At 65.5% G+C, this 13,274-nt stretch carries 17 protein-coding genes; 12 read left to right on the plus strand and 5 right to left on the minus strand.

Annotation, left to right across the window (positions count from 1 at the left end; genetic code table 11):
- Positions 1–56: 56 nt before the first annotated feature.
- Entirely contained in the window at positions 57–1,331 is a 1,275-nt protein-coding gene (locus BMI91_RS14145) for a hypothetical protein (RefSeq protein WP_078605515.1), read from the plus strand.
- Positions 1,328–2,701 carry a cytochrome P450 gene (locus tag BMI91_RS14150; RefSeq protein WP_078605516.1) on the plus strand — a complete coding sequence of 458 codons (1,374 nt, stop codon included), beginning with the start codon at positions 1,328–1,330 and terminating at the stop codon, positions 2,699–2,701. The genes BMI91_RS14145 and BMI91_RS14150 overlap by 4 nt, the downstream gene beginning before the upstream one ends.
- Before the next feature lie 10 nt (positions 2,702–2,711).
- Here BMI91_RS14150 and BMI91_RS14155 read toward each other — a convergent pair whose 3' ends face one another.
- Complete coding sequence (locus BMI91_RS14155) at positions 2,712–3,386, minus strand: nucleoside/nucleotide kinase family protein (RefSeq protein ID WP_078605517.1); 675 nt, start codon at positions 3,384–3,386, stop codon at positions 2,712–2,714.
- Positions 3,386–4,003 (minus strand): thiamine phosphate synthase, encoded by a 618-nt coding sequence (locus tag BMI91_RS14160; RefSeq protein WP_078520808.1) that lies wholly within the window; start codon positions 4,001–4,003, stop codon positions 3,386–3,388. The genes BMI91_RS14155 and BMI91_RS14160 overlap by 1 nt, the downstream gene beginning before the upstream one ends.
- Positions 4,004–4,103: 100 nt before the next feature.
- Between BMI91_RS14160 and BMI91_RS14165 the strand changes: the two genes are divergently transcribed.
- The 7 genes from BMI91_RS14165 to BMI91_RS14195 all read left to right on the plus strand — a co-directional run bounded on the left by BMI91_RS14165 (position 4,104) and on the right by BMI91_RS14195 (position 9,633).
- Entirely contained in the window at positions 4,104–4,859 is a 756-nt protein-coding gene (locus BMI91_RS14165; RefSeq protein WP_078605519.1) for an RNA methyltransferase, read from the plus strand.
- Between the two features lie 38 nt (positions 4,860–4,897).
- Positions 4,898–5,608: a hypothetical protein gene (locus BMI91_RS14170; RefSeq protein ID WP_078605521.1), complete on the plus strand. Its 711-nt coding sequence runs from the start codon at positions 4,898–4,900 to the stop codon at positions 5,606–5,608.
- 69 nt (positions 5,609–5,677) lie between these two features.
- Complete coding sequence (alr, locus tag BMI91_RS14175; RefSeq protein WP_078605522.1) at positions 5,678–6,727, plus strand: alanine racemase; 1,050 nt, start codon at positions 5,678–5,680, stop codon at positions 6,725–6,727.
- On the plus strand, positions 6,724–7,515 hold the full coding sequence (locus BMI91_RS14180) for an MlaE family ABC transporter permease (RefSeq protein ID WP_078520812.1): 792 nt from the start codon (positions 6,724–6,726) through the stop codon (positions 7,513–7,515). Before alr ends, BMI91_RS14180 begins: the two co-directional genes overlap by 4 nt.
- On the plus strand, positions 7,512–8,258 hold the full coding sequence (locus tag BMI91_RS14185) for an ABC transporter ATP-binding protein (protein WP_078570991.1): 747 nt from the start codon (positions 7,512–7,514) through the stop codon (positions 8,256–8,258). The genes BMI91_RS14180 and BMI91_RS14185 overlap by 4 nt, the downstream gene beginning before the upstream one ends.
- Positions 8,259–8,385: 127 nt before the next feature.
- Positions 8,386–9,159, plus strand: a complete 774-nt coding sequence (locus BMI91_RS14190) for a DNA repair protein (RefSeq protein ID WP_244176646.1) — start codon at positions 8,386–8,388, stop codon at positions 9,157–9,159.
- Positions 9,160–9,195: 36 nt separating this feature from the next.
- A complete protein-coding gene (locus BMI91_RS14195) occupies positions 9,196–9,633 on the plus strand; it encodes a paraquat-inducible protein A (RefSeq protein ID WP_078605523.1) in 438 nt (145 codons plus the stop codon).
- Between the two features lie 32 nt (positions 9,634–9,665).
- Here BMI91_RS14195 and BMI91_RS14200 read toward each other — a convergent pair whose 3' ends face one another.
- Together BMI91_RS14200 and BMI91_RS14205 are read right to left on the minus strand one after the other, a co-directional pair.
- On the minus strand, positions 9,666–9,893 hold the full coding sequence (locus tag BMI91_RS14200; protein WP_078570989.1) for a DUF1150 family protein: 228 nt from the start codon (positions 9,891–9,893) through the stop codon (positions 9,666–9,668).
- A 23-nt stretch (positions 9,894–9,916) separates the two neighbouring features.
- Positions 9,917–10,327 (minus strand): Hsp20 family protein, encoded by a 411-nt coding sequence (locus tag BMI91_RS14205; RefSeq protein ID WP_078540722.1) that lies wholly within the window; start codon positions 10,325–10,327, stop codon positions 9,917–9,919.
- A gap of 232 nt (positions 10,328–10,559) precedes the next feature.
- Here BMI91_RS14205 and BMI91_RS14210 point away from each other — a divergent pair, with 232 nt between their 5' ends.
- The 3 genes from BMI91_RS14210 to BMI91_RS14220 all read left to right on the plus strand — a co-directional run bounded on the left by BMI91_RS14210 (position 10,560) and on the right by BMI91_RS14220 (position 12,421).
- The gene (locus tag BMI91_RS14210; protein WP_078520817.1) at positions 10,560–10,778 is read left to right on the plus strand and encodes a YdcH family protein; all 219 of its coding nucleotides are present in this window, start codon (positions 10,560–10,562) and stop codon (positions 10,776–10,778) included.
- 100 nt (positions 10,779–10,878) lie between these two features.
- Positions 10,879–11,364 (plus strand): 5-(carboxyamino)imidazole ribonucleotide mutase, encoded by a 486-nt coding sequence (purE, locus tag BMI91_RS14215; protein WP_078605525.1) that lies wholly within the window; start codon positions 10,879–10,881, stop codon positions 11,362–11,364.
- Complete coding sequence (locus BMI91_RS14220; RefSeq protein WP_078605527.1) at positions 11,357–12,421, plus strand: 5-(carboxyamino)imidazole ribonucleotide synthase; 1,065 nt, start codon at positions 11,357–11,359, stop codon at positions 12,419–12,421. Before purE ends, BMI91_RS14220 begins: the two co-directional genes overlap by 8 nt.
- Positions 12,422–12,465: 44 nt before the next feature.
- On the opposite strand, the gene BMI91_RS14225 is transcribed toward BMI91_RS14220, so the two are convergent.
- On the minus strand, positions 12,466–13,269 hold the full coding sequence (locus tag BMI91_RS14225; protein ID WP_078605529.1) for a VOC family protein: 804 nt from the start codon (positions 13,267–13,269) through the stop codon (positions 12,466–12,468).
- Positions 13,270–13,274: the final 5 nt, after the last annotated feature.

Below are 13,274 nucleotides of genomic sequence, written 5' to 3' on the forward strand. Positions count from 1 at the left end.
TTTTCCTTACTTTCGCCGCGCAGGGCCGCTAATCTGCCCTCGAGGAAGGGCAGTGAATGACAAGCGGGTCTCTAGCGCGGGTGCACAGGCGCCGGGTGTTCTACATCCCCGGCTACGACCCGATTCATCCCCGCCGCTACCGCGAGCTCTACCGCAAGGAAGGTGCAGAGCAGGCCCGCATCTCCGGCTACGAGATCGCGCTGGCCCCAAAACGCGCAGGCGGCCCCTATGGCTGGCACGTCACCTCCACCCAGGACGGCACCGACGTCGAAGCCGATGTCGAGGTGCTGGTCTGGTCCGATATTGTGCGCTCATCCATGGGCAAATCGATCCCCGCCACCTACGCGCAACTGGTCCGCACGGCCTGGGCCTATATCACCTCCGGCGCGCTCTTCCGGCTGATGCGCCTGCGCAAAGGCCCGGTGATCGCCGCACTCTACCCGATCGTGGCGCTGATCGTGCAGGCGCTGGTCGGGATCGGTATCGGTTGGGCTGCGGCCGCACTCGCCTTGGCCCTGCTGCCCGGCTTCCCGCTCGATTGGCTCGCGGGCCTCATCCTCGGCGCCGCGATCCTCACCCTGACCCTGCGCTGGTTCCGGACGAAGGACGGCAAGCTCTTCGCCTATTACCTGATGCATGACTATGCCTTCACGGCCCGCTGGGGCGGCGCGAACCCGCCGGAACTCGAAGCGCGCATGGCCGAGTTCGCCGCCCGCATCGAAGAGGCGATGCGCGAGGACTGGGACGAGGTGCTGATCGTCGGCCATTCCTCGGGCGCCCATCTCGCCGTCTCGATCCTCGCCGACCTGATCCGCGAGAACCGCCTCCCCCCTTCCTCTTGGCAAAAATATCCCGGGGGGAGGCCGTCAGGCCGGGGGGCAGCGCCCCCAGCGCTCGCCTTCCTCTCGCTCGGTCAGGTCGTCCCGATGGTGAGCTACCTGCCCAAAGCCACACGGCTGCGCGCCGATCTCGCCTACCTCTCCACGCGGTCCGAGCTGTTCTGGCTCGACGTCACCGCGCCGGGCGATGGCTGTGCCTTCGCGCTCTGCGATCCGGTTGCGGTCTCGGGCGTGGCACCAGAGGGCCAGATCCACCCGCTGGTGATCTCCGCCGCCTTCACCCAGACGCTGAGCCCCGAGCGCTGGCGCACCCTCCGCTGGCGCTTCTTCCGGCTGCATTTCCAGTATCTGTGCGCCTTCGACCGGCCCGGAGATTACGACTATTTCCGCCTCACCGCCGGGCCGCTGACACAGGCCGAACGCTTCCACGGCCGCGCCCCGTCGAAAAGCCGGATCACGACGCCCGCGAACCGGTTCACGAGCGTCACATGAGCCAGCCGTCCCGCCTGCCCCCGAAACCGACCCCGCGCCCGGATCGCGTCTCGCTCTGGCGCTATTTCCGGCTGTTCAAATCCGACATCCTCTCGGCTCAGCCCGCGCGGCTTTATCGCGCGTGGATGGCCGAGTTCCGCACGCCTTTCTTCCGCTCCTATATGTGCAACGACCCCGATCTGGTCGATCTCGTGCTCAACAAATGCCCGATGGATTTCCCGAAATCCGACCGCGTCCGCGAGGGGCTGAAACCGCTTCTGCGCGAGAGTGTCTTCATCACCAATGGTGCTCAGTGGCAGCGCCAGCGCCGGATCATCGACCCGGCCTTCGAGGGCGGCAAACTGCGCGAGACTTTCCCGGCAATGTGGGCGGCGGGCGAGGCTTGCGTCGAACGAATGAATGTAAAGACCGACGCAGAACCGATTGATATTGAAACGGAAACCTCTCACGTCGCCGCCGATATCATCTTTCGCACCCTGTTCTCGATCCCGATCGAGAATGCGACCGCCAGCGCCGTGTTCGCCGCTTTCAAGCGTCATCAGCGCGCCTCTCCAGTGGTCAATCTCGGTGCGCTGCTGCCGCTGCCGCGCTGGTTTCCGCGGTTTCATGCGCGCGAGACGAAGCGCACCGCGGCCCATATCCGCGCGCTGATCGAGCGGCTGACGACAGAGCGCGCCTCCCGGATCGCTGCCGGCACCGCGCCCGACGATCTGGCGACCAAGATCATGACCACCGCCGATCCCGAGACCGGCGAGACCTTCGACACCGCCGAGATGGTCGATCAGGTCGCGATCTTCTTTCTCGCGGGCCACGAGACCTCCGCCTCGGCGTTGGCATGGGCGCTCTATCTGCTGGCGACGCATCCCGAATGGCAGGATCGGCTGGCCGACGAAGCCGAGACCGCGCTGTCGGAAAACCTAGACTTTTCCGTGCTTTCCAAGCTGAAGCTAAACCGCGCGACCTTCCGCGAGGCGATGCGGCTTTACCCGCCCGTGCCGATGTTCGTGCGCGAGACGACCTGCCCTGAGACGTTCCGCAAGCGCGACGTCAAACCGGGCAGTCAGGTGGTGATCTCACCTTGGCACCTGCATCGCCACGAGCGGTTCTGGGACAATCCCGACGGGTTCGACCCGAGCCGCTGGGAGACCGAGAACGGCAAGGCCTGCCAGCGCCGCGCCTATATCCCGTTCTCCTCCGGCGCGCGGGTCTGCCCCGGCGCAGGCTTCGCGATGGCGGAAGGGCCGCTTGTGCTGGCAATGCTGCTACGGGCGTTTCGGTTCGAGGCTGTCGAGGGCCGCGAACCGGTCCCCGTCGCGCATCTGACGGTGCGCGGAAAGGACGGGATTTACCTCAGAATTTCCGTACGTTGAGGCACGAAGCTCAGTCGCGCACGACCAGATCGGCGGCGCGGCTCTCGCGCGTGATGGTGCGGCCATTGGGCAGGTCGTTTTCCTCGACGCGGCGGCGCGTCTCGGCCAGATCGCAGCCCTGATCGCGCCAGCGTTGGGTCAGCCGCTCGCGCAGCACCTCTTCTGGCAGGTCGATGCGGATCGTGAGATCGAAGAGCGGGTAGAGATCGCTCCAACCGGGCCGCGTCAGCAGCAGGTAATTGCCTTCGACGATCAGATATTTCGCCGATCCCGGCACGCTTGCGCCGCCCGGGACGGTGGCGTCCAGATCACGGTCGAAGGTCGGCACCGGCTCGTCCTGACGGCTCGATTTCAGTCGTGCGAGAAGCTGCGAAAACCCTTCTGTGTCAAAGGTTTCCGGCGCGCCCTTCACGTTACGCAGGCCGCGCGCGTCGAGCCAGTCGTTGTCGCGGTGAAAGCCGTCCATCGCGACGATGGCCGATTGCTCTCCGAGCGCCTCGGCCAGCTCATGCGCAAGATGCGACTTGCCCGCGCCGGGGCCGCCGACCAGCCCAATCAGCAGCCGCTCGCCCGGAAGCTGGCGGATATGGGAGGCTAGATCGGCGCGCGGCACCTGCAGCTCACTGTCCATGAAGGCCCCATGATCGCCCATCGGGCCATCGCTATCGCCGAGCCAATCGGGCATCACGACATCGCCTTGATGAACCGTCCCAGAGCTGCGGCCGGGTCGTCCTCGCGCCAGACCTCGTCTCCGAAGGCGAACCAGTCGGTGACGGGGGCGAATTTCGTGACCAATTCTTCGGTCAGCGCACCCTCGGCCACCACCGGCACTTCGATCACTTCCGACCACCATGCGAACAGCTCATGTTCGGCGGGTTCGGCGGTGCCGAGATTGGTCTCGCCGATCGGACCGAAGCAGACATAGTCGGCCCCAGCCTCGCCCGCGTTCATCCCCTCATGGCGGGAATTGCCACAGTAGCTTCCGACGATCGCATCGTCACCCAGCTCCTTGCGGCCGTAGCGGATCTGCTTCGCGCCATCGGTGAAATGCACCCCGTCGAGCCCGTGGCGTTCGACGAGGGCCACATGGGATTCGATGACCAGCGCCACGTCGCGGGCATGGGCCACTTCGCGCATCGCATCGGCGATCCGACCGATCTCGTATTCGTCGCGACTGGCCAGCGACAGGCGGATGCAGGCGATGTCATGCGCATCGAGCACCGAGGCCAGTTTCGGCGCGAATTCCTCGGCGTCGAAAGCGGGCGGCGTGATCAGGTAAATCTGCGGGCGGTCTTCGGCCATGGGCAGGCTCCTTTGCGGGTCTTGGCCGCCTATTAACGCAAGCGGCGCGGCCTTGCCAGTGCCAGCTTGCGCGACTAGGAGAGGCGCGAAAGGACCGCCCATGCCCAACACGCCCGAAATTCCCAATCCCGCCCAGCCCGCCTTCATCCTCGTGCGTCCGCAGATGGGCGAGAATATCGGGGCGGCAGCGCGCGCGATGCTGAACTTCTCGCTGCGCAAGATGCGGCTGGTGGAACCGCGCGACGGCTGGCCCAACCCCAAAGCGGTGGCGATGGCCTCGGGCGCGGCCGGTCAGGTGCTCGATTTCGCGGGTGTCTATGACAGCGTGGCCGAGGCGGTGGCCGATTGCGATTACGTCTTCGCGACCACCGCGCGGGGCCGCGAGCTGCCCAAACCGATCTACACGCCCGAGGCGGCGATGGAGGAGGCGCGCAAACGCATCGTTGCAGGTCAGAAGGTCGGTGTGCTGTTCGGGCCCGAGCGCACCGGGCTGGAAAATGACGACATCCTGCGCGCCAATGCGATCATCACCGTGCCGGTGAACCCGGAATTCTTCTCGCTCAACCTCGCGCAGGCGGTTCTGCTGTCGGCCTATGAATATTCGCGCCACACGCTCGACTCGGTGCCGGTCGATCCGGGGCTTGCGGGCCATGATCCGGCGAGCGCGGTCGAGGTCGAGAAGCTGGGCGATCACTTCGAGCAGCGGCTCGAGGAGGCAGGCTTCTTCCACCCGCCCGCGAAGGCGCCGATGATGAAGCGCAACCTGCGCAACATGTGGACACGTTTCGCGATGACGCGCTCGGAGGTGCAGACGCTGCACGGCGCTCTGCGACAAATTCTCCGCCCGCGCGACTGACGCTTGGTCAAAGACGCCGCTTGCGCCATCTTGAGAGCATGTGGCGCGTCATCCGGGTCTCAGTGTTGGCACTTCTGGCGGGTGGGCTTTTGGGTCTGCTCGCGCTGTTGTGGTTCTACCCGGTGCTGGCGGCGGGGCTGTGCCCGCGCTGTTTCGGGATGGACCGGGCCGCGCCGGGTATTTTCGTCGAACATGAGATGAGCCGCGCAGAGCGGCGCGTTCTGGTCGAGACGGTCGATGCGGCGCGCGACACCGTCGGCCAATTCTATCCGACGCGCGAAGCCCATACCCGTATTCTCGCCTGCACGAGCGATGCCTGCGACCGCCGCCTTGGCGGACGGGGTGCGGCGGCAGTGACCTATTCGCTCGGGGCTTGGGCCGTCGTGCGCGTGGCCCCGCGCGGACTGACCGAGACGATCCTCGCTCATGAGCTGACCCATACCGAGACCCATGCCCGGCTGGGCGTGTTGGGTCAGGTGCGCGGTCGGATGCCCGCGTGGTTCGACGAGGGGCTCTCGGTGCTGGTCTCGAACGATCCTCGCTATCTCGGGCCGGGCTCGGGCATCGAGCGCTGTCAGGCGCTGCCGCGCGCCGACCTGCCCAGCTCGCCTTTCGACTGGGCGCCGCAGGCCGGGCGCGACAACGGGCTTTACGCCGAGGCCGCCTGCGCGGTGCTGATCTGGGAGGCGCATCAGGGCGGGCCGGAGGCCATCCTTGCGCGGCTGGAAGACGGGCGCAGCTTTCCCTGAAACGCAGCCATGCGCGCGCCTTGCGCGGATTGCCCTTGACCTGAGGCCGTGTGCGCAGAAAAAGGGGCCATGGCACAGGCAAATCTTCATATCGACCTCGACGCAGTGGTCAGCAATTGGCGCGCTCTCGATGCGCAATCGGGCGCGGCGACGCGCACCGCGGCGGTGGTGAAAGCCGACAGCTACGGCTTGGGCGCTGAGCGCGTGGCCCCGGCTTTGTATCAGGCGGGTGCGCGGGACTTCTTCGTCGCGCTGGCCGAGGAAGGCGCAAGGCTGCGCCCGCATCTGGGCGAGGACGCGCGGATCTTTATCCTCGGCGGTCATATGGCGGGCGATGCGGGCTTCCTGCGCGACGCACGGCTGATCCCGATGCTGAACTCCGCCGAACAGGCGCAGCGGCATCTGCAAGCGATCCCCGACAGCCCCGTGGGCGTGCAGCTCGATACCGGGATGAACCGGCTCGGGATGGAGGCGGCCGAGTGGCAGGCCACCGCCCCGCAGCTGATGGAGCGCGGTATCGAGCTGGTGATGAGCCACCTCGCCTGTTCCGACGAGCCCGATCACGAGATGAACGCCAAGCAGCTGGCCGAGTTCAAACGGATGACCGACGGGATGGGGCTGAGCCGCTCGCTCGCGGCGACGGGCGGCATTCTGCTAGGCCCGGACTATCATTTCGACGTGACGCGGCCCGGCATTGGCCTCTACGGCGGGCGCCCCTTCGAGGCCGCGCGCCACGTGGCGACCCTGTCGCTGCCGGTGATCCAGACCCGCGTTGTCCAACCCGGCGAGACCGTGGGCTACGGCAACACCTGGACCGCCGAACGCGAGACGAAGATCGCGACGCTCTCGGCGGGCTATGCCGACGGTATCCACCGCGTGCTATCGAACATCACCGCGCTTTACGCAGGCGACACGCCCTGTCCGCTGCGGGGCCGCGTCTCGATGGACTTACTGACGGTGGATGTGACCGATCTCGATACGGTGCCCGAGACGCTCGATCTGCTTGGCGCGCATCAGGGCGTCGATACGCTGGCCGATCTGGCAGGCACGATCGGCTATGAGATCCTGACCTCGCTCGGTCCCCGCTACGCCCGGAATTACGCGGAGCCCACCGCATGAATGCAGCGGCGCTCAGCCGACCGCTGGCCGCGCTCGGGCGGGCCACGCTCGCGCTGATGGCGGCGACGGGGCGTCTGTCGCTCTTTGTCGGCGAGACGCTGAGCCACCTGCTCCGCCCGCCCTTCTACCTGCGGGAATTCTGGCTTGCATGCCTCAATATCGGCTGGCTGTCGCTGCCGGTCGTGGGAATGACCGCGCTGTTCACCGGGGCGGCGCTGGCGCTGCAGATCTACGCGGGCGGCGCGCGCTTCTCGGCCGAACAGGTCGTGCCCTCGATCACCGCAATCGGCATGGTGCGCGAGCTGGGCCCGGTTCTGGGCGGGTTGATGGTGGCGGCACGCGTCGCGTCGAGTATCGCCGCCGAGATCGGCACGATGAAAGTGACCGAGCAGATCGACGCGCTCACCACGCTCTCGACCAATCCGATGAAATATCTCACCGTGCCGCGCGTGCTGGCCGCGACGCTTTGCGTGCCGATGCTGGTCGGCGTGGGCGACGTGATCGGGATCATGGGCGGCTGGATGGTCGGCGTGAACCGCCTCGGCTTCAACTCGGCCACCTATCTCAAGAACACATGGGATTTCCTCGAGTTCTGGGACGTGGGATCGGGCCTCGTGAAGGGCGCGGCCTTCGGCTTCATCGTGGCGACGATGGGCTGCTATCACGGGATGAATTCGGGCCGCGGCGCGCAAGGCGTGGGCCGGGCCACGAAATCGGCGGTGGTCGCCGCCTCGGTCGCGATCCTCGCGGCGAATTACGTGCTGACGGAGGCCTTCTTCTCGGCATGATCACCCTCGACGCCATAACCCGGAGTTTCGGATCGAAACACGTCCTGCGCGGCGTCGATCTGGTGGTGCCGACGGGGCAATCCACCGTCATCATCGGCGGCTCGGGCACCGGCAAATCGGTGCTGCTGAAATGCATCCTCGGGCTGATCGAGCCCGATGGCGGCAAGATTACCCTCGACGGGATCGATGTCCACGAGGGCGAGCGCGACGCGTTCCTCGCCCGCTTCGGGATGCTGTTTCAGGGCGGCGCGCTGTTCGACAGCTTCTCGGTCTGGGAGAACGTGGCGTTCCGCCTGCTGCGCGGCGCGCTGAAACGACCCAAGGCGGAGGCGCGCGAGATCGCGGTGGAGAAGCTGCGCCGGGTGGGTCTGTCGCCCGATGTGGCGGACCTGTATCCGGCGGAACTGTCTGGCGGGATGCAGAAACGCGTGGGGCTTGCCCGCGCCATTGCCGCAGAGCCCGAGATCATCTTCTTCGACGAACCCACGACCGGGCTCGACCCGATCATGGCGGGCGTCATCAACGAGCTGATCCGCGAGATCGTGACCGAGATGGGCGCGACCGCGATGACGATCACCCATGACATGTCCTCGGTCCGGGCGATTGCCGACCGCGTTGCGATGCTTCATGCGGGCAAAATTCGCTGGGAAGGCCCGATCGCGGAAATGGACGAAACTTCAGACCCTTACGTCCAGCAATTCATCCACGGACGCGCCGAAGGGCCGATCGAAACGCTTCGTTAACACACAGGCTGCGGAACCAAGCGAATTTCCGCGCATTCTCCCCAAGTGCTTGATCCGCCAACGAGACTCAATCTCGGACCGGAACTGGCCGCTATCTTCAATATGGGAACCGCGGGGAGGTCACATCATGCAAACCGAACAGGTAGGAAGCGCCAATCTAGACCGTTTCAACGCGGCAATTGGCCAAACACTCACCGTCACTGTCGCAGTCACCGCACTCGCCGCCATCGGCGCGGTCGCAGCCGCCTCGCTCGGCTTGATGCCGTGGCTCAGCCTAGAGGCGCAATTCGGCGAAACCGCCCTGCCCGATTTCGGTGTCTGGCTGCAGGTGGGCGCGGCCTTGCTGGCGCTGATCCTGTTGCTCTATCTGCCCTCCTGTTCGCGCGTGTCCAAGCTCGAAGGCAGCCACCGCCGCTTTCATGTCGGCATGGATGACGTGGCCCGCGCCTATCGCAGCGCCCACGACTCCGACCGAGCGGGCGTCTTCGCGCTCTCGGGCGAATTCGACGCCGTTCGCGAGCGGATCACCCATCTGCGCCAGCATCCCGATCTGGGCGGGCTGGAGCCCGAACTTCTGGAACTGGCCGCACAGATGAGCCTGCAATCTCGCGATCTCGCTGAGGTCTATTCCGCCGAGAAAGTCAAACGCGCCCGCGCCTTCCTCGAACAGCGCCAGCAAGAGGCCGAGACCCTGAGCGATCAGATTTCTGTCGCCCGCCGGACCTGCTCGGAGCTGCGCGAATGGCTGACCGATGTCGAGACCGAAGAGCGCGAGGTCAGTGCCGAGTTCAGCCTGCTGGAGCGCGACCTGCGTGACATCCTGCCCCTGCTGGGCTACGAAATCGAAGACGGCCCGCAGCCCAATGTGGTGCCGATCGCGAAGAAAGAATCCAAGTCGTAACGGGGTCTGAGCGCCCCTAGGGGTGAGCGCCGGCCGATGCTGAAATACGCCAATCTGGCGCTCTTGCTTCTCTTCCCCCTCGCCTGGGCCGCGCCGCTTCTGCGCGCGGGGCTGTTGCCCTTCTTCGGGCTGGAGGAAATCTCGGTGCTCAGTGGGTTGCAGACGTTGTGGCGGACGGATGTGTTCCTCGCCCTGCTCGTCAGCTTCCTCGCCCTCTTTGCCCCCTATCTGAAGGTGATCGGCGTCGCGCTGATTCAGTTCGATCTCGCCTCCGCGCGCCTGCTGCCCGCGCTGAACGTCTTAGGTAAGCTGGCGATGGCCGATATCTTCCTGATCGCGATCTATATCGTGGTGGCGAAGGGCGTGGGCGTCGGGCGGCTCGAGACGGCTTGGGGGCTGTACCTGTTCACCGGATGCGTCGCCGCCTCTTTCGCGATCTCGCATCTGGAAATGAAAAAGGCGCCGCGAGGGTAATCCCCGGGCGCCTTTCGCGTCCTTTCAGCCGATCAATGGACCGAGACCGGGTCCAGATCGTTCTGCCGTGCGAGCGAGAAGGCCAGCTTGCGGTCCTTCACCAGCGCGAGCCGCTCGCCATCGCTGTCATGCACCGCATAGAGGTGTTCGACATCGTCCAGCTCGGCCCGGATTTCCTCGGGCAGATCGACGACCGCGACTTCGCGGACATAGACGATGGGATGCTCGGCATTATCGCCGAAATCATATTCCGTATTCATTGCGCGTTTCCTTTCCTGCCTGTTCATTTCCGCTCGATCGGGATGGTCTGCACGATCGTCTCGGGCGGGGCCCGGTTCAGATCGACATGTAGTAGACCGTTCTCGATCGTGGCGGCTGCGACCTCGACCCCTTCGGCGAGCACGAAGCTGCGCTGAAAGGCCCGTGCGGCGATCCCGCGATGTAGGAACAGGCGTTCGCTGTCCTCTTCGCTCTGACGGCCGCGGATCACGAGTGCCCGGTCTTCGAGCGTGATCGCGAGGTCTTCCTCGCGGAAGCCTGCCACTGCGAGCGTGATGCGGAACGCATCCTCGCCGCGTTGTTCGATATTATATGGCGGATAGGCATCCGATCCCTTGGCGGTGCGTTCCACCAGCCGTTCCAGCTGGTCGAAGCCCAGCAGGTAGGGATGTGCGCCAAAACTCAGTTTCGTCATTCGGCAAGCCCTTGATCAAGCGACGTTGCAAGTTCGGGCCCCGATCTTCGGCAGCCCACTGGTCAAATATGGGCGGCGTGGAAGCCCCCTGCAAGACCCCGCCGACCATTTACGCTGACGGCAAATTTTCTCCTAACCCGTTCGAAACCTGTTATATTGACCCTCCCACCTGACGGCCGAGGCCGAGTCGGGCGGATGATATTTTGCGCAACCAGAACCGGACGATACGGATATGAACGCCCATCTCGAGATGGATCATGAAGAAGTGCTGCGGGTAAAACTGGAAGTGCTGCGCCGCGAACACCGCGATCTGGACGAGGCGATCCTGGCGCTCACGCAGGCCGTACATTCCGATCAGCTGCGCCTTGTGCGGCTGAAAAAGCAAAAGCTGGCCCTGAAAGACGAGATCGCGCGGATCGAAGACCAGCTTACCCCCGACATCATCGCCTGAACCCACCTCCGACCAATCCGATCGGCGCCTGCGCGCCTCCGGGGCTTGCCGCGACGGCACAGATTCCTATAGTGCGCGCTCCATCTGAAAAGGGGGCGTCATGAGCGTGAAAGTGGGAATCATCATGGGCAGCCAGTCCGACTGGTCCACGATGAAAGAGGCGGCGGAAATTCTCGACGAACTCGGTGTGGAATACGAGGCGAAGATCGTCTCGGCCCATCGCACTCCCGACAGGCTCTGGTCCTATGGCAAGACGGCTGTGGAGCGTGGGCTGCACGTCATCATCGCAGGCGCTGGCGGCGCCGCGCACCTGCCGGGCATGATGGCATCAAAAACCCGCGTGCCGGTGATCGGCGTGCCGGTGCAAACCCGCGCACTCTCGGGCGTCGACAGCCTCTATTCCATCGTGCAGATGCCCAAGGGCTTCCCGGTCGCGACCATGGCGATCGGCGCGGCTGGGGCTGCCAATGCCGGTCTGATGGCGGCGGGGATCTTGGCCGTGGCGGATGCGGATCTGGCGAAGCGGCTCGACGACTGGCGCGAGAAGCTCTCGGCCTCGATCAAGGAGGAGCCGGAAGATGAGTGAGCCCCTGCCCTATGGATCGGTGATCGGCATCCTCGGCGGCGGTCAGTTGGGCCGGATGCTCTCGGTCGCGGCCTCGCGTCTGGGCTACAAGACCCATATCTTTGAGCCGGGCGCGAACCCGCCCGCGGGCGACGTGGCCCATGCGGTGACCACCGCGCCTTACGAGGACGAGGCCGCGCTGCGCGCCTTCGCCGAGGCCGTGGACGTCATCACCTATGAATTCGAGAACGTGCCGACCTCGGCGCTCGATCTTCTGGAAAGCCTCAAGCCGATCCGCCCGAACCGCAAGGCGCTGGCCGTCAGTCAGGACCGTCTGGTCGAGAAAGCCTTCCTAAACGATCTGGGCCTCGCCACCGCGCCTTTCGCCGCCGTGGACGATCTCGAGGACCTCAAGGAGGCGATCGCCGAGATCGGCTGCCCCGCTATCCTGAAGACCCGCCGTTTCGGCTATGACGGCAAGGGTCAGGTTGTGATCAACGCGCCCGAAGAGGCCGCCGCCGCGCTGGAGGATATGAAGGGCGCGCCCGCGATCCTCGAAGGCTTCGTGGAGTTCTTCAAGGAGATCTCCGTGATCGGCGCGCGCGCCGAGGATGGCGCGATCTCCTGCTACGATCCGGGCCAGAACAAGCATGAGGGCGGCATCCTGCGCACCACGCTGGTGCCCGCCGCGATCACCGACAACCAGCGCACCGATGCGGTTCTGCTAGCGGCCAAGATCCTGAACAAGCTCGATTATGTCGGCGTGATGGGGGTTGAGCTTTTCGTCACCCGCGACGCGCTGATCGTGAACGAGATCGCCCCGCGCGTGCATAATTCCGGCCACTGGACGCAGGCAGGCTGCGCAGTCGATCAGTTCGAGCAGCATATCCGCGCCGTGACCGGCTGGCCGCTGGGCGACGGCTCGCGCCATTGCGATGTCGAGATGGAGAACCTGATCGGCGACGACATGGACCGGGTGCCGGGGCTGGCGAAGCTCGCGCGGTATCAGGTGCATCTCTACGGCAAGGCCGAGGTGAAGCCGGGCCGCAAGATGGGCCATGTGAACCACATTCTGTAAGCGAAAAAGGCGCCCATCGCGGGCGCCTTTCTCTTATCTCTCGATCATTTCGCGGACCATGTGAAGCGCGTGCCCCACGGGTCGGCCACGCTGTCGCCATAGGCCTCGCGGAAGGCGGCGAGCGGTTCGGCGTCCGCTTTCAGCCCCACCTCGACCAGACCGGTCGCGGGCTGGTGACGCTCTTTGGCCCCGCGGCTATTCCAGACATTGGTGGCGAGGTGGTGGTGATAGCCGCCCCACCCGTGGAAATTCGCCCCTGGATAGCGGGCCATCACATCCGCGCCGAGCGTCTCGGCATAGAACGGCTCCGCCGGGTCGAGCGCGCCCACCTGAAGGTGAACGTGGCCGATCACCGTGCCTTTCGGCGCACCGCGCCACGGGCCACGGGCCGCTACCATCACGTCGCGCAGGTCGATCGGATCGGTCACCATCGCGATCATCCCGTCCTTGCGCGGCCAGTCCTCGCGGGCGCGGTCACGGTAGATCTCGATACCGTTGCCCTCGGGGTCGTGCAGGTAGACCGCCTCGCTGACGAGGTGATCGGACGCCCCGTCGAGCCGGATGCCGGTCTCTGCGGCGTGGTTCAGCCACGCGCCCAGATCGGCCCGCTCGGGCAGCAGGAAGGCGGTGTGAAACAGCCCCGCTTCCGACCGGCTCGATTTGCGCGCCGATGCGTCGGCCTTGAGGATCACGAGCACCTTGCCGTCGACGCCGTAGCGCGCCTCGGTTGCGTCGCCCGAGATCCGCTCCAGCCCGAGCACGCTCTCGTAGAACGCCCCCACCGCCGGGAGGTCATGGACCACGAGGGTCACATGGCCGATTTCGACATTTGCATCACTGGTAGCCATCGTCT

The sequence above is a fragment of the Thioclava sediminum genome, assembly GCF_002020355.1.
In the GTDB taxonomy this organism is placed as follows: domain Bacteria; phylum Pseudomonadota; class Alphaproteobacteria; order Rhodobacterales; family Rhodobacteraceae; genus Thioclava; species Thioclava sediminum.

Coding starts and splice junctions, on each gene's coding strand:
- BMI91_RS14145 (WP_078605515.1), top strand. CDS start 57: ATGACAAGCGGGTCTCTAGCGCGGGTGCACAGGCGCCGGGTGTTCTAC.
- BMI91_RS14150 (WP_078605516.1), top strand. CDS start 1,328: ATGAGCCAGCCGTCCCGCCTGCCCCCGAAACCGACCCCGCGCCCGGAT.
- BMI91_RS14155 (WP_078605517.1), bottom strand. CDS start 3,386: ATGCCCGATTGGCTCGGCGATAGCGATGGCCCGATGGGCGATCATGGG.
- BMI91_RS14160 (WP_078520808.1), bottom strand. CDS start 4,003: ATGGCCGAAGACCGCCCGCAGATTTACCTGATCACGCCGCCCGCTTTC.
- BMI91_RS14165 (WP_078605519.1), top strand. CDS start 4,104: ATGCCCAACACGCCCGAAATTCCCAATCCCGCCCAGCCCGCCTTCATC.
- BMI91_RS14170 (WP_078605521.1), top strand. CDS start 4,898: ATGTGGCGCGTCATCCGGGTCTCAGTGTTGGCACTTCTGGCGGGTGGG.
- alr (WP_078605522.1), top strand. CDS start 5,678: ATGGCACAGGCAAATCTTCATATCGACCTCGACGCAGTGGTCAGCAAT.
- BMI91_RS14180 (WP_078520812.1), top strand. CDS start 6,724: ATGAATGCAGCGGCGCTCAGCCGACCGCTGGCCGCGCTCGGGCGGGCC.
- BMI91_RS14185 (WP_078570991.1), top strand. CDS start 7,512: ATGATCACCCTCGACGCCATAACCCGGAGTTTCGGATCGAAACACGTC.
- BMI91_RS14190 (WP_244176646.1), top strand. CDS start 8,386: ATGCAAACCGAACAGGTAGGAAGCGCCAATCTAGACCGTTTCAACGCG.
- BMI91_RS14195 (WP_078605523.1), top strand. CDS start 9,196: ATGCTGAAATACGCCAATCTGGCGCTCTTGCTTCTCTTCCCCCTCGCC.
- BMI91_RS14200 (WP_078570989.1), bottom strand. CDS start 9,893: ATGAATACGGAATATGATTTCGGCGATAATGCCGAGCATCCCATCGTC.
- BMI91_RS14205 (WP_078540722.1), bottom strand. CDS start 10,327: ATGACGAAACTGAGTTTTGGCGCACATCCCTACCTGCTGGGCTTCGAC.
- BMI91_RS14210 (WP_078520817.1), top strand. CDS start 10,560: ATGAACGCCCATCTCGAGATGGATCATGAAGAAGTGCTGCGGGTAAAA.
- purE (WP_078605525.1), top strand. CDS start 10,879: ATGAGCGTGAAAGTGGGAATCATCATGGGCAGCCAGTCCGACTGGTCC.
- BMI91_RS14220 (WP_078605527.1), top strand. CDS start 11,357: ATGAGTGAGCCCCTGCCCTATGGATCGGTGATCGGCATCCTCGGCGGC.
- BMI91_RS14225 (WP_078605529.1), bottom strand. CDS start 13,269: ATGGCTACCAGTGATGCAAATGTCGAAATCGGCCATGTGACCCTCGTG.